Annotated in this window: 27 protein-coding genes and 1 riboswitch; of the genes, 21 read left to right on the top strand and 6 right to left on the bottom strand. The window is 34.0% G+C overall.

Annotated elements, in window-relative coordinates; translation table 11 throughout:
* Positions 1 to 106 precede the first annotated feature (106 nt).
* The 8 genes from MVE64_RS02230 to MVE64_RS02195 all read left to right on the top strand — a co-directional run bounded on the left by MVE64_RS02230 (position 107) and on the right by MVE64_RS02195 (position 7435).
* Entirely contained in the window at positions 107 to 301 is a 195-nt protein-coding gene (locus MVE64_RS02230) for a hypothetical protein (RefSeq protein ID WP_247343350.1), read from the top strand.
* A 48-nt stretch (positions 302 to 349) separates the two neighbouring features.
* Positions 350 to 517 carry a hypothetical protein gene (locus MVE64_RS02225; RefSeq protein ID WP_247343348.1) on the top strand — a complete coding sequence of 56 codons (168 nt, stop codon included), beginning with the start codon at positions 350 to 352 and terminating at the stop codon, positions 515 to 517.
* A gap of 137 nt (positions 518 to 654) precedes the next feature.
* Entirely contained in the window at positions 655 to 1482 is an 828-nt protein-coding gene (locus tag MVE64_RS02220) for a pentapeptide repeat-containing protein (RefSeq protein WP_247343347.1), read from the top strand.
* A 131-nt stretch (positions 1483 to 1613) separates the two neighbouring features.
* Positions 1614 to 2492, top strand: a complete 879-nt coding sequence (locus tag MVE64_RS02215; RefSeq protein WP_247343344.1) for an SDR family NAD(P)-dependent oxidoreductase — start codon at positions 1614 to 1616, stop codon at positions 2490 to 2492.
* Positions 2493 to 2743: 251 nt separating this feature from the next.
* Positions 2744 to 2822, top strand: a riboswitch (ZMP/ZTP riboswitch).
* Between the two features lie 139 nt (positions 2823 to 2961).
* Positions 2962 to 4161: a phosphoglycerate dehydrogenase gene (locus MVE64_RS02210; RefSeq protein ID WP_247343341.1), complete on the top strand. Its 1200-nt coding sequence runs from the start codon at positions 2962 to 2964 to the stop codon at positions 4159 to 4161.
* A gap of 139 nt (positions 4162 to 4300) precedes the next feature.
* The gene (locus tag MVE64_RS02205; protein ID WP_247343337.1) at positions 4301 to 5062 is read left to right on the top strand and encodes an NRDE family protein; all 762 of its coding nucleotides are present in this window, start codon (positions 4301 to 4303) and stop codon (positions 5060 to 5062) included.
* Between the two features lie 73 nt (positions 5063 to 5135).
* Entirely contained in the window at positions 5136 to 6137 is a 1002-nt protein-coding gene (locus MVE64_RS02200; RefSeq protein ID WP_247343335.1) for an LLM class flavin-dependent oxidoreductase, read from the top strand.
* A 239-nt stretch (positions 6138 to 6376) separates the two neighbouring features.
* Entirely contained in the window at positions 6377 to 7435 is a 1059-nt protein-coding gene (locus tag MVE64_RS02195) for an LLM class flavin-dependent oxidoreductase (RefSeq protein ID WP_247343333.1), read from the top strand.
* Between the two features lie 606 nt (positions 7436 to 8041).
* Here the strand turns inward: MVE64_RS02195 and MVE64_RS02190 are convergent.
* Both MVE64_RS02190 and MVE64_RS02185 read right to left on the bottom strand, forming a co-directional pair.
* A complete protein-coding gene (locus MVE64_RS02190; RefSeq protein ID WP_247343331.1) occupies positions 8042 to 8425 on the bottom strand; it encodes an MFS transporter in 384 nt (127 codons plus the stop codon).
* Positions 8422 to 9174, bottom strand: a complete 753-nt coding sequence (locus tag MVE64_RS02185; protein ID WP_247343329.1) for an MFS transporter — start codon at positions 9172 to 9174, stop codon at positions 8422 to 8424. Before MVE64_RS02185 ends, MVE64_RS02190 begins: the two co-directional genes overlap by 4 nt.
* A gap of 349 nt (positions 9175 to 9523) precedes the next feature.
* On the opposite strand from MVE64_RS02185, the gene MVE64_RS02180 reads away from it, so the two are divergent.
* The 8 genes from MVE64_RS02180 (at position 9524) to MVE64_RS02140 (ending at position 16919) form a co-directional block, all read left to right on the top strand.
* On the top strand, positions 9524 to 9955 hold the full coding sequence (locus tag MVE64_RS02180; protein ID WP_247343327.1) for a hypothetical protein: 432 nt from the start codon (positions 9524 to 9526) through the stop codon (positions 9953 to 9955).
* A gap of 491 nt (positions 9956 to 10446) precedes the next feature.
* Positions 10447 to 11376, top strand: coding sequence for a methyl-accepting chemotaxis protein (locus tag MVE64_RS27300; RefSeq protein WP_281730446.1), 930 nt, complete (start codon positions 10447 to 10449; stop codon positions 11374 to 11376).
* A gap of 181 nt (positions 11377 to 11557) precedes the next feature.
* On the top strand, positions 11558 to 12280 hold the full coding sequence (locus MVE64_RS02165) for a response regulator transcription factor (protein WP_247343324.1): 723 nt from the start codon (positions 11558 to 11560) through the stop codon (positions 12278 to 12280).
* A gap of 32 nt (positions 12281 to 12312) precedes the next feature.
* A complete protein-coding gene (locus MVE64_RS02160) occupies positions 12313 to 13512 on the top strand; it encodes a sensor histidine kinase (protein WP_247343322.1) in 1200 nt (399 codons plus the stop codon).
* 149 nt (positions 13513 to 13661) lie between these two features.
* Positions 13662 to 14378, top strand: a complete 717-nt coding sequence (locus MVE64_RS02155; RefSeq protein ID WP_247343320.1) for an ABC transporter ATP-binding protein — start codon at positions 13662 to 13664, stop codon at positions 14376 to 14378.
* 13 nt (positions 14379 to 14391) lie between these two features.
* The gene (locus MVE64_RS02150) at positions 14392 to 15132 is read left to right on the top strand and encodes an ABC transporter permease (protein WP_247343317.1); all 741 of its coding nucleotides are present in this window, start codon (positions 14392 to 14394) and stop codon (positions 15130 to 15132) included.
* A 113-nt stretch (positions 15133 to 15245) separates the two neighbouring features.
* Positions 15246 to 16160 (top strand): glycerophosphodiester phosphodiesterase, encoded by a 915-nt coding sequence (locus MVE64_RS02145; RefSeq protein WP_247343314.1) that lies wholly within the window; start codon positions 15246 to 15248, stop codon positions 16158 to 16160.
* Positions 16161 to 16568: 408 nt separating this feature from the next.
* Positions 16569 to 16919: a nitroreductase family protein gene (locus tag MVE64_RS02140; RefSeq protein ID WP_247343312.1), complete on the top strand. Its 351-nt coding sequence runs from the start codon at positions 16569 to 16571 to the stop codon at positions 16917 to 16919.
* A gap of 253 nt (positions 16920 to 17172) precedes the next feature.
* On the opposite strand, the gene MVE64_RS02135 is transcribed toward MVE64_RS02140, so the two are convergent.
* On the bottom strand, positions 17173 to 17613 hold the full coding sequence (locus MVE64_RS02135) for a cell wall hydrolase (protein WP_098799654.1): 441 nt from the start codon (positions 17611 to 17613) through the stop codon (positions 17173 to 17175).
* A gap of 210 nt (positions 17614 to 17823) precedes the next feature.
* On the opposite strand from MVE64_RS02135, the gene MVE64_RS02130 reads away from it, so the two are divergent.
* The 3 genes from MVE64_RS02130 (at position 17824) to MVE64_RS02120 (ending at position 19695) form a co-directional block, all read left to right on the top strand.
* A complete protein-coding gene (locus MVE64_RS02130; protein WP_247343309.1) occupies positions 17824 to 18096 on the top strand; it encodes a hypothetical protein in 273 nt (90 codons plus the stop codon).
* A gap of 16 nt (positions 18097 to 18112) precedes the next feature.
* Positions 18113 to 19444, top strand: a complete 1332-nt coding sequence (gene dsdA, locus MVE64_RS02125) for a D-serine ammonia-lyase (protein WP_247343306.1) — start codon at positions 18113 to 18115, stop codon at positions 19442 to 19444.
* A gap of 110 nt (positions 19445 to 19554) precedes the next feature.
* Complete coding sequence (locus MVE64_RS02120; protein ID WP_247343303.1) at positions 19555 to 19695, top strand: hypothetical protein; 141 nt, start codon at positions 19555 to 19557, stop codon at positions 19693 to 19695.
* A gap of 115 nt (positions 19696 to 19810) precedes the next feature.
* On the opposite strand, the gene adhP is transcribed toward MVE64_RS02120, so the two are convergent.
* Both adhP and MVE64_RS02110 read right to left on the bottom strand, forming a co-directional pair.
* Complete coding sequence (adhP, locus tag MVE64_RS02115) at positions 19811 to 20824, bottom strand: alcohol dehydrogenase AdhP (protein ID WP_247346926.1); 1014 nt, start codon at positions 20822 to 20824, stop codon at positions 19811 to 19813.
* Positions 20825 to 21202: 378 nt separating this feature from the next.
* Positions 21203 to 21349 carry a BH0509 family protein gene (locus MVE64_RS02110; RefSeq protein ID WP_141549749.1) on the bottom strand — a complete coding sequence of 49 codons (147 nt, stop codon included), beginning with the start codon at positions 21347 to 21349 and terminating at the stop codon, positions 21203 to 21205.
* A 284-nt stretch (positions 21350 to 21633) separates the two neighbouring features.
* On the opposite strand from MVE64_RS02110, the gene MVE64_RS02105 reads away from it, so the two are divergent.
* Positions 21634 to 21813, top strand: a complete 180-nt coding sequence (locus MVE64_RS02105) for a hypothetical protein (RefSeq protein ID WP_247343300.1) — start codon at positions 21634 to 21636, stop codon at positions 21811 to 21813.
* A 191-nt stretch (positions 21814 to 22004) separates the two neighbouring features.
* Positions 22005 to 22148, top strand: a complete 144-nt coding sequence (locus tag MVE64_RS02100; protein ID WP_176551247.1) for a hypothetical protein — start codon at positions 22005 to 22007, stop codon at positions 22146 to 22148.
* 100 nt (positions 22149 to 22248) lie between these two features.
* On the opposite strand, the gene MVE64_RS02095 is transcribed toward MVE64_RS02100, so the two are convergent.
* The gene (locus MVE64_RS02095; RefSeq protein ID WP_098799658.1) at positions 22249 to 22425 is read right to left on the bottom strand and encodes an aspartyl-phosphate phosphatase Spo0E family protein; all 177 of its coding nucleotides are present in this window, start codon (positions 22423 to 22425) and stop codon (positions 22249 to 22251) included.
* Positions 22426 to 22668 lie beyond the last annotated feature (243 nt).

Raw genomic sequence — 22668 nt, 5'->3', positions numbered from 1 at the left:
AGTTTCAAAAGTATTTTTGCTTGGTGATAGAAAATGGAAAAATATTGGAAAACAATACAATTAAACGTTATAATGAGTTAAGGTCTAAATGGTAGGAGGGGTTCCAATGCAGATGGGAGCATTTACTGTTTATCTTATATTAATCGCAGCCATTGTTCTTGATTTCTTTTGGCTTGATGTTGAACAAAAAAGATGGGGTTGGATGAAAAACTGGTCCAGGCTACATAAGGGTTTATTTTTCTCTGGATTTATTGCCGTAACTGCATGTATTTATGTTGGCTTAAGCTTGAATTATATGTAAGAAAGCTCTCAATGTGATAGCTTTCTTTTTTTAAGTTAAGGAGGAAAAATGGATCTTTTACTAAAAATTCTAGCCTATGTTGTATTTATTTTAGGATCACTTTATTTTTTCTTTGGCAGAAGCAACCCTGAAAATAAGCAGAAAAGAAAGCATAGTAGGTTCATCATGTTAGTAAGCATTGTGCCATTAAGCTACTACTATTGGTTCTCGAATTAAAGTAAAAAAGGCGTTTATTAAGGATGGAAACATTTTTATTACAAGATAGTGATAATTATACCTACAATTGTTATGATATGGTATTATTGCAAGGTAATTTTAGATATAACGAGGCTTTTTAAAGGGAAGTGTAATTCTTGTCTACGAAACTACTAAATAGTGAAAAATATAGCGCTGATTGTGTAAATTGTTTTGGGCTTTGTTGTGTGGCCTTACCTTATACGAAATCAGCAGACTTTGCAAAAGATAAAGCTAGTGGATCTCCATGTGAAAATCTTCAAGAAGATTATCGCTGTAAAATTCATAAAAACTTAAGAAATACAGGATATCGCGGGTGTACAGTTTATGAATGCTTTGGGGCAGGACAGAAGGTTTCCCAAATAACATACAAAGGGAAAGATTGGCGTGAACACCCAGCAATAGCGAAAGAAATGTACGATGTTTTTCCAATTATGCAGCAACTGCATGAAATGCTTTGTTACTTAACAGAAGCATTGCAGCGAGCAGAAGCTAAAGCTATTTATAAAGATCTAAGAGATATGCTTGAGAAAACAGAGGCTCTCACTGCTCAAAATCCTAAGTCGATACTCGAGTTGAATCTCCATGTTCATAGAGCTGGTGTAAGTGAGTTACTACAAAAGGTAAGTGAGTTAGTTCGTTCACAAGTAAACAAAGCTGAAAAAAGACATGAAAAAAGAAGCGATTTTATAGGTGCAAAGTTAAGAAAAGCAAACCTAAAAGGAGCAAATTTAAGAGGAGCACTGCTAATTGCAGCTGATTTAAGAGAAGCTGATATGAGAGTAACTGACCTTCTTGGGGCAGATTTACGCGATGCTAACTTAAGTGGAGCAAATTTAATGGGATGTATTTTTCTAACGCAAGCTCAAGTAAATTCCGCTAATGGAAATCGTGATACGAGGTTACCACTTGGTTTAAAAACACCAGATCATTGGGTGGTGAAATAGTAATCTATTCAAAATCTACAATTTAGGTGATGATAATAATATTATGTTAACTGAATTTCAGTTTTGTTATTTTGCGATAATAAAGATGGAGTTTTATCAAAGACGTTTTGCCAAGTGAAAGGAGTGAACGTATGGCCAGCAAAACATGCTTGATAACTGGTGGAAATTCGGGGATTGGAAAAGCTGCAGCCATTCAACTAGCAAAACATGGGTTGAAAATTATAATCGGTTGCAGAGATGAAAAAAGAGGGTTGGTTGCATTAAAAGAAATCAAGGAGAAAAGTAATAGCAATTCTGTGGAATTATTACTACTAGATATGAGTTCTCAACGTTGTATTAGATCTGCAGTTAATGAATTCATATCTAATCACAGCCAAATCGACATTCTTATTCATAATGCAGCTGATTTTGATATTAGTAGAAAAGCACCTCAATATTCAGATGAAAACATCGAAACTGTTTGGGCAACTAACCACGTTGGACCTGTTTTGTTGACAGAATTATTACTAGATAAACTAAAACAAAGTGAACAAGGTCGAATTATTACAATTGCTTCACAAGGATTAGTGTTACACCCGTTTTTAAAAATTAATTTTGCTAATCCTGAATTTACCAATGAAAAATTCCGAGTTGAAACAGCGTATTATCAATCAAAACTTGCTCAAGTGATGTACACATATTGGCTGTCCGATAAGTTGAAAAACACAAAAATTACAGTGAATTGTATAAGAGTTACCAATGTGAAAGTTGATATTGAACGTTATCCAAACTTATCTCAACTTATGAAATTTATGTATTCATTAAAAAGTAAGTTTTCCATCTCTCCCGATGAAATGGCTCAAACCTACTTATATTTAGCAACATCACCTGAGTTACAATCAGTTACAGGAAAATACTTTGACGAAAAAAATAGACTAGTAACTTCATCAACGTTCAGCAAAGATAAACATCAGATTGAGAAATTGATGGAAGTAACCGCAAAGTATATTTTTACTGACTCAAAATCTTGATAATTTATACTAGAAGATTATTTGCTGTAGCATGTTAAAATATTTGGAGAAATAAGTCAGTATATGCGCTTACCCAGGAAATGATGTAATCTATAAAATGGTACAAGGGTAGAAACTAACGACATTATTATGGAAACGTTTAATTATTTAGTATGAAATAACAGAAAATAGTACTCAAAAGTTTAAACAAGAATATTCTTAAAATAACTGTTGAAGTTCACGCCAACTGTGTTAAAATGTATTTAATTCAAAAGGCTATGTGTAACTGGCGAAACACGGATAACCGTGAGGGAGCACATAGTGTCGAAGCCGTTCGCCTGGGCAAAGGTAAGGGAAATCTTCCCTTGCCTTTTTCTGTTTAATAGGAGAGGATAATTCGAGTAAACTATGTTATAATTCCATTATTCTATTAAAATGAAAATATTCATAAAATTTGAAAACTTACCAGATGAAAAGAGGAGATCGAAAGATGAGTACAACAACATTAGAAAAAGTAAAGACAATTAAAACGTTAAATAACATTGCAGAAGTTGGTTTAAATGTATTTAACAAAGGTAATTACACTATCGATAATAATAGTGAAAATCCTGATGCAATTGTTCTTCGCAGCTTTAACATGCATTCAATGGAATTTGCAAACAACTTAAAAGCTATTGCACGTGCAGGTGCGGGCGTAAACAATATTCCAGTTGATAAATGCACAGAGCAAGGTATTGTTGTATTCAATACTCCTGGTGCGAATGCAAATGCAGTAAAAGAAATGGTTCTAACTACGTTAATGGCTTCTTCACGTAATCTATTTGCAGGTGTTGAATGGACGAAAACATTAGATGGTGAAGGCGAACAAATTCCTAAGCTTGTCGAAGCGGGCAAAAAACAATTTGTTGGGAAAGAGATTAAAGGTAAAACGCTAGGAGTTATCGGTTTAGGCGCGATTGGTGCGCTTGTAGCTAATGATGCCCTTGGACTAGATATGGATGTTATCGGATTTGATCCATTCATTTCTGTAGATACTGCTTGGAATTTATCTCGTAAAGTTCAACGTGCAATGAGCCTTGAGCAACTTTTTGCTAACTCTGATTATATTACAGTACACGTTCCTCTAACTAACGACACAAGAGGTATGTTTAATCAAGAAACATTCAGCATCATGAAACAAGGTGTTCATATTATGAACTTCTCACGTGGTGAGCTTGTAAACGAAGATGATATGAAGGTTGCTTTAGAGAGTGGAAAAGTAGGAAAATATATAACAGATTTTCCAAATCAAAACATCTTAAAAATGAACAACGTTGTACCTATTCCGCATCTTGGTGCATCTACGGTAGAGTCTGAAGAAAATTGTGCAATTATGGCAGCACGTCAAGTGAAGGAATTCTTAGAAACAGGAAACATTCGAAATTCTGTGAACTTCCCGAATGCTTCTCTTCCATACGCTGGTAAACGTCGTGTAGCAACTTTCCATAAAAACGTGCCAAATATGGTTGGCCAAATCACTCAAGCTATTTCAAGCTATAACTTGAACATTGCAGACATGGTAAACAGAAGCCGTGGTGAGTATGCGTACACAATGATTGATATTGACAACGAAGTAAATGGTGACATTATCCCTCAACTGGAAGAGAAAATCACTCAAATTGAAGGAATTGTCACAACACGTTTAATCTAATAAAAGCTATTTTTATTAAAGGTTGCTGTTAAACAGCAGCCTTTTTGTGTTTGAAAAAGTCACTTTAGAGGAAGTAATGGTTGGTTTTTTGTAAAATATAAACAATAAGACCACAATTGGTTGTAAGGAAGTGATATAAATGTGCTTAATTAATTTTGCGTACAAAATAGATCCTGTTTATCGTCTAATACTTTCTGCAAATCGAGATGAATTTTATAAACGACCTACAGCTCAAGCTGGTTTTTGGGAAGATGCATCAAATATATTAGCAGGAAGAGACTTAGAAAAAATGGGAACATGGATGGGAGTTACAAAGAACGGTCGTTTTGCAGCGCTTACGAATTACAGAGAACCGGCAAAAGAAAATAAACAGCTACGATCTCGGGGGGAACTAGTGAGCAAATTTCTGCAATTCAATGAAAATCCCGAGGACTACTTAGATAACATTCAAGAAAATCGTGAACATTATCCAGGATTTAATTTACTTGTTGGAAATCAAGATGCACTTTACTATTATTCAAACGTAGAAAATGAAATAAAATTACTTCAACCGGGTTTGTATGGATTAAGTAATTCTTTACTTGATACACCATGGCCAAAAGTTCGTAAAGGGAAGGAAGGTTTACAAAGCTGCTTAAATCAAGCAGGTGAAAAATTGACAGAGTGTTTGTTTTCAAGCCTACAATATGCAGATCCAGCTGCCGATTCAGAATTACCAAGTACTGGTGTATCTATCGAATGGGAACGAAAGCTATCTCCATTATTTATAAGAACACCGGAATATGGTACAAGATCTTCGACAGTACTTTACATGAAGAATGAGGAAGTTAAATTTGTTGAAAGGACATATATTGGGGGTCAGGTCAAGGAAAAAGACTTCGAATTTCAAATTGAAAAGTAGTAAGCATAAAATTTTTTTCTTCGATTTAAATTGGTACGATAGTAAAGAACTTGATGAAGAAAGGACAATTACTATGTCAAATATACAAATACCTGTTTCGGTTTTGAATTTGGTGCCTATTCGCAAAGGACAGGAAGCTAAAGATGCAATCGATTCGATGGTTGAATTAGCGCAGGCAACAGAAAAAATGGGTTACTCACGATATTGGATTGCAGAGCATCATAATACATCAACACTTGTTAGTTCTGCTACATCCATTTTAATTAAACATACTCTAGAAAACACGGAAAGAATTCGTGTAGGATCGGGAGGAATTATGCTACCGAACCATTCTCCACTGGTTGTTGCTGAACAATTTGGAACAATGGCTACTATTTATCCAAACCGTCTCGATTTAGGTTTAGGTCGTGCACCAGGCACAGATATGATGACAGCAAGTGCACTAAGACGATCACAAAACGATTCAGTTTATACGTTTCCGGAAGATGTTAACTCATTACTTACTTATTTTGGTCCGGTGGAGCGCCAAGATTATGTGAAAGCACATCCAGGAGTTGGGACAAACATTCCTATTTATATTCTTGGTTCTTCAACAGATTCTGCATACTTAGCAGCTAAACTAGGCTTACCATATGTATTTGCTTCACATTTTGCTCCACGATATATGGAGGAAGCTATTTCAATTTATCGAGCAAGATTCCAACCATCTGAATATTTAGATAAACCATATATGACCGTATGTTTAAACGTGATTGCAGCAGAAAGTGACGAAGAGGCTAGAAGAGAACAAACCTCAATGCAACAATTTTTCTTAAATGTTGTCCGCGGAACGCAGAATCCATTACAACCACCAGTAGAAAGTATGGAAGACTTATGGCAGCCTCATGAAAGAGAAATGGCTACATCTATGTCCAGTGTCACGTTGCTTGGTAGTAAGGATTCAATTCGTCAACAACTAACAAACTTTCAAGAAAAATATAATGTTGATGAAATCATGGCTGTTTCCTATATCTATGATCAAGACAAACAAAAACGTTCGTATGAGATTTTTAAAGAAGTGGTAGATGGTAAGTAAGAAATGTGCAAAACCATAAACTAGGATGATAAGAAATAGGGATGGTCCTTGGCCATTCCTATTTCTCTGCTTTGAATAATTAATTTAATGGTGTTGAACAAGATATTTAAGTTTAGAAATTATGTTAAAAGAGGGAAGGTGAATATACTATTTACTTTTAAGTAAAAGTACTTATAAAAAGAGAAATATCATACTTTTTGCTATAATTCTAATTATCCATAAAAGTAGGAGGAACAACAATGGAAATAGGAGTAAGTACCTTTGTTGAAACAACACCAGATTTGAAAACAGGCAAGGCGATAAGTCATGCTGAGAGAATACGAGAAGTCGTAGAGGAAATTGTCCTTGCAGATTCAGTTGGACTAGATGTATTTGGAGTAGGTGAACATCATCGTGAAGATTTTGCATCTTCCAGTCCAGCAGTCATACTATCGGCTGCTGCCTCGCAAACTAGGAACATTCGTCTAACAAGTGCGGTTACGGTGTTATCATCAGCTGATCCAGTTCGGGTTTTTCAAGACTTTGCAACACTTGATGCCATTTCAAATGGACGTGCAGAAATTATGGCAGGAAGAGGTTCTTTTATTGAATCATTCCCTTTATTCGGTTTTGATTTAAAAGATTATGATGAATTGTTCGAAGAGAATCTTGCATTATTATTAAAAATCCGTGAATCTGAAAAGGTATCATGGAAAGGTGGACATCGCCCAGCTATACATAACCGAGGTGTTTATCCCCGACCAGTTCAAGGTCCTTTACCAGTTTGGATAGGAAGTGGAGGGAATTCTGAATCTGTTATTCGTGCAGGTATTCTGGGGTTACCACTCGTATTGGCTATTATAGGGGGAATGCCCGTACAATTTGAGCCACTTGTACAATTGTATAAAAAGGCTGTTGCTCATGCTGGCCACGACATTTCAAAGTTAACCGTTGCCTCACATTCTCATGGGTTTATTGCAGATACAACAGAAGAAGCAGCCGATAAATTTTTCCCATCAACACAATATGTGATGAACAAATTAGGCAAAGAACGCGGCTGGAGTCCATATACAAGAGGAAGCTTTGATACAGCTCTCACTCTTGAGGGTGCCTTATATGTAGGAGATCCAAAAACGGTTGCTGAGAAAATCATTTACCTACGAAAAAATGTAGGAATCACTCGTTTTATGTTACATGTACCTGTTGGCAGCATGCCTCATGATGATGTGATGAGAGCGATTGAACTTTTAGGAAAAGAAGTTGCTCCTTTGGTACGTTCGGAAGTTGCAAAGTGGGAGAAACAAGAAAGCGGAGAATAGCTTGGACGACTCTATTTTCCGAGAAATATCTATACTCAAAATAAAGCAAACCTCTGTTCATTCATGAGGTTTGTTTTATTTTGAAGATTAGGGAAAATTTACTTGGTTTTGCGTTTACTTTGAAACAAAAAAGGATACGTCATTTTTACTAAAAGGATCAGTTTTGAAGTACAAAATACGAATTAACATTGTTTTTCAAATAGTAATTCCCACCAGGCTTAAAAAACGATTTGGCAAGGAAATCTGCAAAGGAAAGTGCTTGGTGACATGTGTATCAGGATAGGCATCCGGTTTAAGAAATTTCCTAATTTACAAATTACAAGGAAATCAGCTGCTAAATAAGCGGAGAAATTTCTCTTAATGTGTTAAAAGCATGAAAAATTGATTAAATAGACGGAAAAATTCCACCTATTTAATCGAATAAGATGAAAATGGACCATTTTTCTTTGCTTAAACGGAAAAATTCCGCTTATATCGTCCAAACCAAGTTCCATTCTTCATTTAAACGGAAAAGCTCCGCTTATATTTATCCGCCTCTCGGACATTGGTGTGCTATTCGAAAACCTAACCCGTTACACTTTACTAAATCTTTTTAGCAATCTATAACTACGATGATAGTAGTTTCTTTTTAATAGTTGAATATATTCCTGAACTAAACAATAATAATGCTGCTATGATGAATGAAAAACTAACAGAGTACAACTCTGTTAAAAATCCAAATATAACAGAAGAAACAGCAAAAACTAGAGAAAGCAATGCACCTTGTGCCGCATAAATTTTAGGTAATTGATGAATTGAAGCCGCTCTTTGTAAAGACGTTTGTAAGGAAATGCTTTTTACCTGCTCTAAAAATCCACATAATGCTGAAAGAAAGAGGGCTGCTATTGGTGATGAATTTAAACCAAAGGTAAGTGTGCCTAGACAAATTACGAATGAAGAAATAATGATCACATAAGGAAGATGCAAATCAACAACCTTGGCAAACTTCACCGCAAAAAGCCTCCAATAACAAGACCAAGAAAAAAGGTCGCATTAATATAACCCCACCATGACTGATCTTTTCCTAGGATCTCTTCCACATAAACATAAAGAATCGCTGCTATCCACACTGCACTTGCAAAATATTCAAAAACATAAATCAAATGAATTGAACGTATTGACGGAACTTTCCAAATGAAAAGCCAACCTTCTTTTAGTGATTGCCACTTAGATTGCACCGTTGTATTGTCTTCCTCACCAATTTGTTCAGTATCATCTTTGAGCAATCTCATAAAAAAAGTAGAAATAACAAATAAACATAGAGTGAGCCAAATCATTTGATTTCCGCCAATTAGAGCAACTAATATTCCGCCAGATGCCCATCCTCCGAGTTGAACAGTTTGATCCAAAGTAGCAACAAAGCTGTTCGCTTTTATTAAATCATCTCTATGGACAAGACGAGGTAGCATTGCATTTCTCGCAGGTGTTGCCCATCCATCTAAAAAAGAAATACAAAATACAAGAACAAAGGTGATGACGAGATTCCATGAGAAAGTGATTGTTACCATTTGCATTGTGAAAAGTAACAATGTCTTAGCTAGCTGTGAAAAAACTAATAGCGACTTTAATCGATATTGATCCAAAAGCAGCGGTGCAATAAAGCCACTACTGAATTTTGCAACAGTGATGATAAACGGTACAACCGCTAAATACATAGCTGAACCTGTTTGCTCATGAATAATGGCCATAAAGCCCAACAATGTAAAACACATCACCACTGTTTGCTAGTAACTGTCCGAGCCAAAGGTGTCTAAAAGATGTTGTTCCCATTTTTCTACCTCACTTATATTCAATTTTAGTTTTGGGTAGAAAAACAGCCTACATCTTTTAAATTTCCCCTAGTGTGATTTATACAAAATTATAATACAGAAACACACCACCTGAAAAGCAGTACTTGTCAATTAAAGTGACTATTTGTGTACCTTTACTGACTAAAATAGTGACGATCAGATACTAGTTGAGTATGACTTTTTTTCAATAAAATCAGAAGTATAAAGAGCAGTTAGAAAAATCTGCTTAATAAATTATCGTGTAAAGGAAGGAAAGAATATGAAAAAGCTTATGTTAATTACTGGAATTTCAATGTCATTTATTTTAACCGGTTGTTCAGTTGACTTAGATATGTCAACTTCGGAAACGGAAGAATTTGCAATGGAAGTGGAAAAATTGGCTGATGTGTTTATGGATACAAAAGGAGAACTGGAATCCTTAAAGGAAAACAAGTCATTATCGGAGGAGGATGAGCAATTAATTTCTAAACGAGTTGATGAACTTATTGATCAAATGGATGAATTTAAAGAGGAAAATTCATCCATTGTTGCAAAACTCGCTCAAACCGTAGCGGAAGAAAAATTGAACGAAAAAGAAGAGATATTAAAAAATATCAAAGATAAAATTAAAAATCAGCAAGTAGAGATGTCTGATTTAGATACGATGATAGAGGTAGTTTCTGCGGATGTTGAATGGAAGTTATTTGAATAGATAAAGAGACCGGTGACTGTGTGTGATGTGCACCCCAAAAGGTAGACGAACCAATTCTAACTTTTGGGGTGTTTTTTACTGATTAATTCTCTAATAATAAAAATCTTATAGAAGAAATGAGAGGAAACTGTTGTTTTTTTTGTCGCATTGATATAGGGATATATTCCTAGGTATCATTTCTTTCGTAAAATAAAAGGAAAATAGGAGTTGTTATCTCTAAAACATTTTTAGTATATAGATATAGCGTTCTTTTTTAAAGTTTAATACAAATTTCGAGCTTACGAGTAATTTTGTTAAATATTGTAGAATCATCAATCGTGTTTTCGACAACACTATATTTATAGGAGAAAAACGACCAATTGTTAAGAATGTGTAAATATGACTAGATATAGAGTGTTCAAGTTTTACAATCGTAGTATTTTTAGACTATGATAAATGAGTGAGCAATAATTTTTTACTAAAATAATAGGACAGAATTGAGGATAATTATTATGCTGGTATCTAAATTAGCAAGCGTTTCCAAATCATCCCATGTTTTAGACGAAGTTTCAGTACTAAGAGCAATCGAGAAATCAGTTGCAATGATTACATTTGATCCACATGGAAAAGTATTATGGGCAAATGAAAACTTCGCGAAAACAATGGAATATCAAAAGTCAGAAATGCCTAATCTGTTGCATAAACAGTTTTGCACAGAAGAATTTTCTAGAGGAAGAGAGTACCTGGAATTTTGGAGAAATTTACGGAAAGGGAAAAGTTTTCAAGAAAAAATACAGCGTGTAACGAAAACAGGTCGACATATTTGGCTTGAAGCAACATATTCACCAGTTTTAGATGAATATGGGGTAGTACAAGGTGTTGTCAAAATTGCTACAGATATTACAATACGAGAAAAACATACAGTAGAAGTTGCCTCGCGATTAAAGAGAATGTCCGCTGACCTTTTAGATCGGGCAGAAGAAGGAATTTCTACAAGTGAAGACGTAGCAGATGCGAATGCTGAGCTAGTCTCACAATCAGGTGAAAACTTAGAAATTTTAAAAATGTTAAAACAGAAAGCTTCTTCTATTGAAAACATCACGAAAACAATTCGTGAAATTGCTTCACAAACCAATCTTTTAGCTTTAAATGCAGCGATAGAAGCAGCTCGTGCCGGAGAACATGGAAGAGGATTTAACGTTGTAGCAGATGAAGTTCGAAAACTAGCAAATCGTGTACAAGATTCTGTTCAAGAAGTTAATGCACATATTGAAGGAATTACAGGTGAAATTGTTAAAATCAGTGATGTAACACAGCGTTCACAAACAGGAATAACAAGCAGTCAAACATTGATTGAGCAAGCAATGCAAGAGTTTAAAAACATATGCATGTCAGCACAGCAATTAGATGAACAAGCTAGAACATTTAAGGAAATGCTTTGATATTAAATATACTATCTTGTTTATTTAATGATCTGTTTATAAGGAAGTTTACCTCTTAATTTACAATGAGGTAAGCTTTTTTTGGTTAAAAATGACAACTTTTCCTTTCACTTTTTTCATAGCTTGCTATACTAAAGGTAGATGACAAAAGTTCTATTATTTAGAGAGAGAAGGACCGCCAGTGAGTAGAACCATTTTAATTGTTGATGATCAACCAGAGATTACCGAATTGCTCAGCCTTTATCTAAAAAAAGAAGGCTTTCATATTATTGAGGCACATGATGGAATGGATGCATTTCAACTAATTGCAAAAGAACAAATCGATTTAATGCTTGTGGACATTATGATGCCGATCATTGATGGCTATCAACTTATTAAAAAAGTGAGAGAAACGATACAAATTCCGATTATTATTATTTCGGCAAAACAAGAAGATCAAGACAAGATAGAAGGTCTTAGTTTAGGAGCGGATGATTTTATTCAAAAGCCATTCAATCCTTTGGAAGTTGTAGCAAGAGTTCAAGCTCTTTTAAGAAGGAGCTATAACTATTCCTTAGAAGCAAAAACACAACTAGAAGATCATGAATTACGAAAAAAAGTTGTTGGAAATCTCACACTAGATGAAAATTCGTTTTCGATTATAAAACAAGAAATGGTCATTCAGTTAACGAAAATTGAATATAGAATTCTTGAGATGTTAATGGATTATCCAGGAAGAGTTTTTACCAAGCAGCAAATTTTTGAAAGAGCATGGAATGATTATTACATCGGTGGTGAAGAAGATAACACCATTAATGTTCATATCTCAAAGCTAAGGGAAAAGATTGAAGAAAATCCGAAAAAACCAACCTATATAAAAACAGTGAGAGGATTAGGATACAAGTTTGAAAAGATGACTTTATAGGCCTTTATTAGGTCTATTTTTTTGAGGTAGGGATGAATTTGAGTTTTAAGCTGTTTCCAAAGGAAGAAGGATTTCTTCCATATATATATCTTGCTAATATGTGTATTCCTTTTTACTTTTTGTTACAAGAACCTTCAAACAAGCAGTATCCTGGTTTATTGTTAATGCTTGCATTTATGATCATCTACAGGCAGATATTTTGGAGTGAAAAATTAGTAAAATATTTATTAACAAGTGAGATCATCATTACTCTTATTTTTGCATATTTTTACAACCCTATGTATTTATATATCATTTTTGTGTTTGTGTACCTGTTTGTGCGATTGCCATTAAAGTGGATGTACGTTTTATGTGGCCTTTTTACATTATCTAGTATTCACCTTATCTATCAAGAAATTTTTCCTGATCAACTGCATTTACTACTTAGCTTTCTTCCTATGTTATTTGGTGGAGGAATATTACCATTTATTATGAGAGCATCGCTTAAATACCAAGAACTAAATGAAGATTTGAAGCGACTGATAGGAGAAAAAGAACAACTTGAAGAAAGTAAAAAAAGAATGCTGGCAGATCTTTCTCATGATTTAAAAACACCAATGACAACCATTCAAGGATATTCAAAAGCATTATATGAAGAATTTGTGGAAGATGAAGAACAAAAAAAACGTTATTTAAAGTATATTCATGACAAGTCTGTAAGAGTAACAACATTAATTGATGAGCTTTTTATGTTTTCAAAATTGGAAACACCGGACTCCCAATTGAATAAAGAGAAAAAAGATCTTTGTGAGTTTTACAGAGAAGTTATTGTAGAATATTATCAGTTGTTCTCAGAAAAGAAAATGGAGCTAAACATTGACATCCCAACTACTAAATTAATATATGAATTTGACTCGAAGCTTCTATATCGTGCTATTTCAAACTTATTAGAAAATGCTGCTAAGTACAATCCCGAACAAACAACCGTGTTTATCTCGTTAACAAAAAGAGCGAATTGTATCGCTTTAGAAATTGGAGATGATGGAACTGGTATTAAAGACGACCTGACCAATACATTATTTGATCCTTTTGTAAGAGGAGATAAAAGTAGAAAGAATGACGGTGGCTCTGGTTTAGGATTAGCTATTACAAAAAAAATTATCGAAAAGCACGAAGGAAAGATCATACTCGATACAAAGCCCGTGCGTGGAAAAACGAATTTTATCATAGAACTTCCTGTTAAAGAGGTATAGCACATTCGTGTTATACCTCTTTATTTTGCATTACCCTTTAATCAATTACTGTAAGTTTAATAGTAAAATATGGTTCAGTTAAGATTAAATTAAGACTCCGTTTGTAAGATAAGGTTATAGATAGAGCCAAGGCAAAAGGAGTTGTGAAGATGATAAATGTAATTGAACTTGAACATATTGTGAAAAGCTATGGTGATGTTAAAGCGGTTGACGGAATGACATTACAGGTTAGAGAAGGAGAGGTACTAGGTATTATCGGGGCAAATGGAGCGGGAAAATCAACAACACTAGAGATGATGATGGGGCTTATAAAACCGGATTCTGGGTCAGTGAAGGTATTGGGAAAGGATATGATTACTGCTTCAAATGAATTGAAACAAAAAATTGGGATTCAGCTTCAGCAAACAGCTCTTTATGATCGGATTAAAGTAAAAGAGGCATTAAATCTCTTTAGTTCTTATTATGAAAAAAGAAGAGATTTAAATGAAATCATTTCAACACTTGAACTTGAGCCATATCTCAATAAATATATTAAAAACTTATCAGGTGGCTGGCAGCAGCGAACGTCGCTCGCACTAGCGCTGGTAAATGATCCTGAGATTATTTTCTTAGATGAACCAACTACGGGATTAGATCCACAGGCACGTCTTGAATTATGGAAAGCTATTAATAAGTTTAGAGTGGAAGGTAAAACAATTATTCTGTCGACTCATTATATGGATGAAGCACAAAGACATTGTGATCGAATTGCGATCATCAAACATGGGAAACTTGTTGCATGTGATGAGCCTATTCAGTTAATTCAATCATTAAATTGCAAAGGCTCAATGGAAGATGTTTACTTACAATACGCGGTAGGGCAATAAAGGAGGAGTTAGAGTGCAATCAGTTATTACACATACAAAAATGGAATTAACATTATTTTTTCGTGAAACACTAGCGTTACTTTTTACGTTTATTGTTCCAGGAGTTAGTTTTGTCGTCTTTGGATTAATGTTTAAAACAAACTCTTATGATGGGTTGGATTATTTTCAGGCTTATATTCCAAGTATGATTGCGATTATTATTTTTACAACAGCTTTTTTCTCAATGGGGCTTCAAGTTGTGATAGACCGTGAAAAAGGAGTATACAAGCGGCTTAAAGGAACGCCAATTAATCAGAATGCAATTTTTACGGCAACTATTATTAAAGGATTTTTTGCGATTTATGTAGGAGTAATAGAAATTTTGCTTATATCCAAGTTTGGATTTGATACCAATTTAACAAAGAGTCCCATCGAATTTTTGATTTCATTAACATTTTGCTCAATTACATTTTTTTCAATAGGATTTCTCGTTTCCAGCCTAGTGAAAAGAATGCAAACAGCGCTAGGAATTGCAATGGTCGCCATGTATCCAATGATGTTTCTATCAGGTGCAACACTTCCACTTGAAGCTCTACCAGAAATTTTACAAAAAATAGCTGTTTTTGTTCCTTTAACTTATGTTGTAAATGTGTTGAGAGATGGATGGAACGGGACTCTTTTCACAACTCAGGCTTTGGGTGATATGGGGGTTTTAGCTGTGATTTTAGTTGCTTCAGCAATCATTGGTATAAAATTTTTCAGGTGGACTGATTGAACTACCAAAAAATTGATAGTAAATATAAGATTAGAAAATTTACAAAAAGCAGTTGAAGATTTACAAACTCCCTTTAAAGTGAGAAGTGACACTTATTTATGGGAGTTTTTTGTATGAAAATCAAACGTTTTGCCGCATTAATTTTCTGTATAACAGTCACAGTTCTCATCGTTTTGAATTTTCCGAATTTAAGTTCAAAGAAAGTAAAATCTCCTCCTAATACAAACCAATTGATTGTTGCACACCGTGGTGCTTCAGGACTTGCACCTGAACATACACTTGCTTCTTATGAGCTAGGTGAGAAGGTAAACGGAACTTATATAGAAATAGACCTTCAGATGACAAAAGATGGTCATCTTGTTGCCATGCATGATGAAACGGTGAATCGTACAACAAGTGGAACTGGATTCGTTAAGGATATGACATTGAATGAAATTAAAAAATTGGATGCGGGTTCGTGGTTTAATGACATGTACCCGCAATATGCGAACGAAGCTTATAAAGGATTGGAAGTACCTACACTGAAAGAAATTTTTCAAACGTTTGGAAATGAAGCCAATTATTATATTGAAACAAAATCACCTATTGTTTATCGAAATATGGAGGAAAAACTACTAGAACTTCTAGATCTCTATCAACTTTCAAGCCATAATGAAGGCACAAAACATGTAATTATCCAATCATTCAGTTCAAAGAGCTTAGAAAAAATTCACGAATTAAATCCTAATATCCCTTTAGTTCAGCTTCTAGCTTATAAAGGAAATGCTACTATTTCGAATAAACAGCTAGCTACTATTAAAAAATACGCAATCGGAATTGGTCCAAACTTTCAATCTATTGATCAAGCGTACGTAGAAAAGGTTAGAAAAAGTGGTCTTGACATTCATCCTTACACAATAAATGATAAGGAAGAAATGGAAAACGCATTGCTATGGGGAGTTACCGGTGTTTTTACGAATGATCCTGAACTTTTTCAAAAAGTATTAAATACATTTAAAAGCAGTGAAAACGTTGGTGGTAAATATTAAAAAATAATGCATAAAATCACTCCTGTTAGTTTTTTACATTTCCTGGGTTAATATATGCGGCATTTATCTTGATTCAACGGCGAATGCCCATATTTATATTTGTTAATTGGATTAATTAATTTACTTTACTATTGAATCTGCTTGTCAATCTCTATATACCTAGTCACAAATAGTATAATGACTGGGTAATCTCTTTACTTAAGATGAAATTATTGATTTCTTTTCCTATATTTGGTGAAATAAAGATGTATATAAAATATTTCTTTATTGTGGAGGGGAAAAGAATGGAATTTAATCAGGTGCTTAAGAAACGTAGAGAAATTACAAGTTTTTTAGAAGAAAAAATTCCAAAAGAAGTGATGGAGGAAATTCTTAATCAAGCTTGTCTAAATTTCGACTGGTAACAACTTGCCTTCTAGAGAATTTGTTGTTGTAACAAATCGAGAGACATTAGATCTTCTTTATCATACAACACCATATATGAAGTGGTTGAAAGAAGCACAAGGTGCCGTTATTGTTACAGGGCGTCCTGAAATTAGCAAGTATTGGCTGCAGGATGCATCGATTGCATGTAGTTATATTTGGTTATCAGCAGTTAACGAAGGACTTGGTTGTGCTTTTGGAGCTGTTTTTAATATGGAGGATGAAGTGAAATCAGAACAAGGAGAAGAATATGTAAGAAAAATCCTTCACATCCCTTCTGATCGAAGGGTTATTGCGGTCTTAGGATTAGGGTATCAAAAAGAAATTTTTAAGTAAAAAGGAAAGTACTCCAAAAAATGAACTCGTTCATTACGAATCATTTTAGTATGAGGATATTATGATGGTCGAAGAAGTAGGGATTTGTATTGAATGTAGGAAGACGATATATTGTATTGACGGTTTTTTAAATGGAAAGCTAAACGATCAATCAGAGCTATTTTGTTTTCAATGTTTTGATGATAGCAAGATAAGTGATTCTAAAATAAAAGATTAATATCAAAAATCCCCACAAAATTGTGGGGATTTACTTTTACCAAACGTAAGCACCTTCGCAAGTATCAGGCTTTGGTTCATAATAGCAATGTTGTTTGTATTGTCCTGTGATTGGTTGATCGTACCATGTAGGTGGACATGCAGCATAAGGATTAAAGTACCAAAGTGCAAACTTTGAAGGATGCTCTCTCCAATAATCAAGATTTTGTTTAGCTAATTTTTTTTCTATACCTCTTGCTCTTTGGTAAAAAACATTTCCTTTTTGAACGGCTTCAAAAGAATAATTTCCACCCTGAACTTGGTAAATAACATCTCGAACTGATCGTAAGTCTTTAAAATCTAAGCAATTAGCCTTTAGTCGATTAACAATAACATTGCCAACCATCAGCATTCCTAGTTTGCCTTCACCTTCTGCTTCTGCTCTCATCATCCTTGCCATTAAATCGATGTCACTCTCGGTGTATTTTACTCTTGGCATTTTTATCACCTCTATAAGAATTGTATTAAAAAACGCCAACAAAAATGTAAGGTTTAGATAATTTTTATAAATATGGTATGGAGATCCTTATAAAAGATTATGTTTATTTCTATTTTAAGAGATTTTTAAAAGAACTTTCTTTAAAAAGCAGGAACTATCTAAGTTAAATATAATTTTATTACTTAAGAAGAAATGGGAAGGGGGCAGAATATGGAAACGGCAAAAAAAGCAGGATCGAAAGCAAAGAAGCAAACGAACATAACACAAATTATACGCGCTTTATTTTTTATTATCCTATGTTTATTCATTGTGAACATATATTATCTATCTACAAAGGATCAATTGGTACCACAAATCCTTAAAGCATACTCTGCAATTGTAAACTTTAGTCTATCCATCCCAACACCTATTCTTATGTTAATTGGTTATTCAATCGTTATTTTTTATATTGGTTATTTTGTAGGAGTGAAAAAGAAAAAATAAAAAGAGGGTAATTTTAATGAAAATAATTCATGGTAAAACATTAGAAGAATGGAAAAGAGACAATCCCAATCTACATACAATAATGGAAACAGAGGAAACATTTTGGAGGAATCCTAAATATAAAGATTTTGAAGAAGCTGTATCCAAACTTTCCATTACACTGGCTGATGTGAAGGAAGCGGAAGAAAGGCTAATAAGATTTGCACCATATCTTATCAAGGCTTTCCCAGAAACAGAAGAGGCTAATGGAGTGATTGAATCGCGAACTATTCGTATTCCTAAAATGAAAAAGGCAATGGAGAATCACTATAAGATGCAAGTAAATCAAGAAGTTTTCCTGAAAGCTGACAACTTGTTACCTATTTCAGGTTCCATTAAAGCTAGAGGTGGAATTTATGAAGTATTAAAATATGCTGAACGCATTGCTATAGACAACGGAATGTTATCATATGATGACGATTACTCTATTTTAACTAACAAATCGTTTGGAGAATTATTTTCACAATATTCCATCGCAGTAGGTTCGACAGGTAATCTCGGACTTAGTATTGGAATCATAAGTGCCAAATTAGGGTTCAACGTATTTGTTCATATGTCAGCTGATGCAAAAGAATGGAAAAAAGACTTATTAAAAGAAAAAGGCGTTACTGTTATTGAGTATAATTCCGACTATAGTAAAGCTGTTACTGAAGGAAGAAGGCAAGCTCAAGCAAATGAGAATATGCATTTTATAGATGATGAGAACTCGAAAGATCTGTTTTTAGGATACGCAGTCGCAGCGCTGCGATTACAAAAGCAATTAGAAGAGTTAGGGATAGTAGTTGATGAAGAAAATCCGTTATTCGTCTATTTACCTTGTGGAGTGGGGGGAGGTCCAGGCGGAGTTGCTTTCGGATTAAAATTGATTTTTAAGGATTCTGTGCATTGCTTCTTTGCAGAGCCAACTCATTCTCCAGCAATGCTTTTAGGTTTATTAACTGGACTACATGAAAAAGTGTCTGTCCAAGATTTTGATATTGATAATGTCACAGAAGCTGACGGATTAGCTGTAGGCAGACCTTCAGGTTTTGTTGGAAAGCTTTTAGAAGAACTCATCAGTGGGGTTTATACTGTTGAAGATGAACATCTTTTTCAATTGCTTACTATGTTAGTTGACACAGAAAATATAAATTTAGAACCTTCCGCTTTAGCTGGATTTCCAGGTGTAATACATATCATTAATCAACCCGATTTTCAGTATCCTCACGCAACTCATTTGGTGTGGGCAACAGGAGGAAGCATGTTACCGGAAAAGATGAAGAAGGAGAACTATGAAAAGGGGAAAAGTTACAGGAAAAATAAAACATAAAGGCCTTTAGAAAACATAACTGTAATTACCTGTTTATATAATTGGTATAACTTATATTCAAGTAGGAATATTAAGAATAATCGATTGCTAGGTAATGCAGGAGGACAGCCATGAAAAATAAAAAAATGAAGCAACTTGAAAATAACTTTGTTGGAATTATTATTGCCTTCATATTAGCTTATATTATTGGATCATTTATTTTTGGCTATGAACTGACGGATGGATTTATAGGTGGTTTTTTTCATAACTGATTTACCTGTTTGTACAGTAGTATTTGATTTTAAATATATTCAAAAAGCGTCCAGTTGCATCTTGTTCCAGGTCATCTGAACGCTTTTTATGTTTCAATTATTTAAGATTTTATGATTATTCTAGTGTTAATACAACACGTCCGTTAATTTGACCTTTTTCCATTCTTTCGAATACTTCATTGATGTTATCAAGTGGCTCTGTTGATATATTTGTTTTAACTTTTCCTTCTGCAGCAAACTGTACGGCTTCCTGGAGGTCTTTTCTTGTTCCAACAATTGAACCTTTTACAGAAACACCGTTAAGAACAGTATCGAAAATTGGAATTGGAAGCTCATCATTTGGAAGACCAACAACAACCAGAGTTCCACCACGCTTAACAGATCCGTAAGCTTGTTCAAATGCTTTTTTCGTTACCGCAACACTAATAGCTGATTGAACTCCACCTACTTTATCTTTAATTTCTTGAATAGGATCACATTTTAAGCCATTAATTGTTAAATCTGCTCCTAATTCGGATGCTAAATCAAGCTTGTCATCTTGAATATCAACAGCAATAACGTTGAAACCCATTGCTTTTGCATATTGTAAAGCAACATGTCCAAGGCCACCGATACCATAAATCGCTACCCAGTCACCAGGCTTAGCTTCACTTACTTTTAATGCCTTGTATGTTGTAACCCCAGCACAGAAAATGGGAGAAATTTCAGCAAGATCAACACCAGAAGGTACTTTTACAACATAGTTTGCAGGTGCTTTGCAATATTCTGCATAACCACCGTCAACTGAATAGCCGGCATTTAACTGATCATGACAAAGTGTTTCTCTCCCTGTTAAGCAGTATTCACATTCACCACATGCAGAGTATAACCAAGGTATACCAACGATATCTCCAATTTTAATGGAAGTTACACCTTCTGCCACCTTTACGACTTCTCCAACACCTTCATGTCCAGGTACTAATGGAAGCTTTGGTTTTACCGGCCAGTCACCGTGTGCAGCGTGAAGGTCAGTGTGACAAACTCCACATGCTTTAATCTTCACTAAAATTTCGCCATACTCTAGAGTTGGGACTGGAATTTCTTTTACCTCTAGTTTTTGTTTGAATTCGTTTACAATTGCAGCTTTCATTGTTGTAGGAATAACTTGATTTGTTATTTGTTGGTCAACACTTGTTTTCATATTAAAGCCCTCCTTTGTTTTTCGATAAACATATATGCAAGAGGTGTGCCAAGTTTTCTAAAGTTTAGACTTTGTATAAAATATATGAATATATAAGGCTTGTTAGCTAGTTTTAAAATGATATAGATTGAAAACAGGCCAAATTTTTGGCACAAAATAATCAAATTATTGGCGATGTTTCGGATTTTTGGTAATCGAAGAATTGAAAGAGTGCATAGTTTGAGGTGGCTACTTATTTTAGGGAGGTTTATAAGGTTCCGAAGGTAATTTAAAACAAAAAAGCTTTTGTACAAAGTACAAAAGCTTTTTCTTTATTAATATAGTAAATTACATATAGTCGTAAACAGAATCTTCAAAATAGAGCCAGTGATAGTATTCAATTTGCGGATCTGTCATTTCTGCGATTTCTTTTTCATTGAATTTTTTCTTCGCTAATAAATCCTTCACTTTAGATTGTCTAGCTAATTGGCTCATGGTAAATCCTCCTTAAATATGGGAAAAACGTTGTTGTGTTAATGTTGTAAACGTTTTCTGCGTTGTTCTTGTTTTTATTATATATCTCAAATTGATATTAAACAAATATCAATTTGAGATTATTATTTTAAAAACAATATAGAATTGTTATTTATTGATTATTTAAGGAGAGGTTAACTAGTTAAATCAGGAGAAAATCTGTAGTTGATGGAAAAATTATGGTAAAATATAAATAATCTGAATATTTTATTTTCTGATATGTCGACTTCAAAAGGGGAGATTTTGTGATTTGGTTGCTTTTTTTGATCCCATTAAGTATTGTGATTACACTAGCTTTATATTTTGATAAAAAAACAGGAGCTGTTCCTCCGGATGTTAATAAAGGGAATCATAATGTAGAGTCCGAAGTGTTGGGGAATCAATATAACCATCTTAATAGCGGTGGAGGAGACAGTGGGTTCTAGAGGGACAGAATACTGTCCCGTTTTTTTATTTTACGTCAAAAATATGACTATAAATGTATTTGTATTTGATAAACTAAAGATACGAAATTTACATTAAATTTACCGATTTGTAATAAGATTACTATCATTAATTAATATTCATTAGTTATCATATGTTAGAAAATGATCTTTAAAGTGAGAGGTAATTACTAATGTTTGTAAATGATCAAGTAATGTATAAGGGTTGTCTTTACACAGTATTGCATGATTATCAAAATGGACAACTTGAAATCATGAAAATCGATGAAAAGTATTTAGTTGAATTAGTGTATGAAAAAGAAATTATTAGACTTTAAAGCTACCTATCAGGTGGTTCTTTTTTTATAAGAAATTAAGTTTATGTAAGTTGGATTTTAGTAAAAACTTCTAAGAGGTTTGGTTAAATGAATTCTTACACTATTCAATAGTGTTGTTTTTTTCATTTTCCTGATGATATCGCTTAATTAGTTCGTCCAATTGAATACTACATTCCAAAGTATACCGACTATCTAGACCAGTATTTTCCGCAATTTGAAATAAATCAGATTTAAGACCATTAATGCACATCATAAGTTTCTTGGTTTCCTTAGCCATCGTTCATATCCTCCGAAAATAAAATAGACACAAGGAATATTATGCAAAAATTTGTCTGTAATTGAAAGTGTTTCGACAGAAAAACAATTGAAGTGACAAAAACTTAACAAACAGAGGGACAGGTACACTGTCCCTCTGTTTGTTTTTAATTAATACCATAATCACCGTTTCGTGCACTTTATGTAAGTATATTAAGAATATCGATACTTCTTTTTTAAGAACCTTTTGCTACAATTTTTAACA

Origin of the sequence: Metabacillus endolithicus (genome assembly GCF_023078335.1) — a bacterium.
Classification (GTDB): Bacteria; Bacillota; Bacilli; order Bacillales; family Bacillaceae; genus Metabacillus; species Metabacillus endolithicus.
This window is presented reverse-complemented; position numbering and strand designations above follow the sequence as displayed.

What these genes read in the sequence shown, in the direction of transcription:
- MVE64_RS02230 (WP_247343350.1), top strand. Translation starts at nt 107, where the DNA reads ATGCAGATGGGAGCATTTACTGTTTATCTTATATTAATCGCAGCCATT.
- MVE64_RS02225 (WP_247343348.1), top strand. Translation starts at nt 350, where the DNA reads ATGGATCTTTTACTAAAAATTCTAGCCTATGTTGTATTTATTTTAGGA.
- MVE64_RS02215 (WP_247343344.1), top strand. Translation starts at nt 1,614, where the DNA reads ATGGCCAGCAAAACATGCTTGATAACTGGTGGAAATTCGGGGATTGGA.
- MVE64_RS02210 (WP_247343341.1), top strand. Translation starts at nt 2,962, where the DNA reads ATGAGTACAACAACATTAGAAAAAGTAAAGACAATTAAAACGTTAAAT.
- MVE64_RS02205 (WP_247343337.1), top strand. Translation starts at nt 4,301, where the DNA reads ATGTGCTTAATTAATTTTGCGTACAAAATAGATCCTGTTTATCGTCTA.
- MVE64_RS02200 (WP_247343335.1), top strand. Translation starts at nt 5,136, where the DNA reads ATGTCAAATATACAAATACCTGTTTCGGTTTTGAATTTGGTGCCTATT.
- MVE64_RS02195 (WP_247343333.1), top strand. Translation starts at nt 6,377, where the DNA reads ATGGAAATAGGAGTAAGTACCTTTGTTGAAACAACACCAGATTTGAAA.
- MVE64_RS02180 (WP_247343327.1), top strand. Translation starts at nt 9,524, where the DNA reads ATGAAAAAGCTTATGTTAATTACTGGAATTTCAATGTCATTTATTTTA.
- MVE64_RS27300 (WP_281730446.1), top strand. Translation starts at nt 10,447, where the DNA reads ATGCTGGTATCTAAATTAGCAAGCGTTTCCAAATCATCCCATGTTTTA.
- MVE64_RS02160 (WP_247343322.1), top strand. Translation starts at nt 12,313, where the DNA reads ATGAATTTGAGTTTTAAGCTGTTTCCAAAGGAAGAAGGATTTCTTCCA.
- MVE64_RS02155 (WP_247343320.1), top strand. Translation starts at nt 13,662, where the DNA reads ATGATAAATGTAATTGAACTTGAACATATTGTGAAAAGCTATGGTGAT.
- MVE64_RS02145 (WP_247343314.1), top strand. Translation starts at nt 15,246, where the DNA reads ATGAAAATCAAACGTTTTGCCGCATTAATTTTCTGTATAACAGTCACA.
- MVE64_RS02135 (WP_098799654.1), bottom strand. Translation starts at nt 17,613, where the DNA reads ATGCCAAGAGTAAAATACACCGAGAGTGACATCGATTTAATGGCAAGG.
- MVE64_RS02130 (WP_247343309.1), top strand. Translation starts at nt 17,824, where the DNA reads ATGGAAACGGCAAAAAAAGCAGGATCGAAAGCAAAGAAGCAAACGAAC.
- dsdA (WP_247343306.1), top strand. Translation starts at nt 18,113, where the DNA reads ATGAAAATAATTCATGGTAAAACATTAGAAGAATGGAAAAGAGACAAT.
- MVE64_RS02120 (WP_247343303.1), top strand. Translation starts at nt 19,555, where the DNA reads ATGAAAAATAAAAAAATGAAGCAACTTGAAAATAACTTTGTTGGAATT.
- adhP (WP_247346926.1), bottom strand. Translation starts at nt 20,824, where the DNA reads ATGAAAGCTGCAATTGTAAACGAATTCAAACAAAAACTAGAGGTAAAA.
- MVE64_RS02110 (WP_141549749.1), bottom strand. Translation starts at nt 21,349, where the DNA reads ATGAGCCAATTAGCTAGACAATCTAAAGTGAAGGATTTATTAGCGAAG.
- MVE64_RS02100 (WP_176551247.1), top strand. Translation starts at nt 22,005, where the DNA reads ATGTTTGTAAATGATCAAGTAATGTATAAGGGTTGTCTTTACACAGTA.
- MVE64_RS02095 (WP_098799658.1), bottom strand. Translation starts at nt 22,425, where the DNA reads ATGGCTAAGGAAACCAAGAAACTTATGATGTGCATTAATGGTCTTAAA.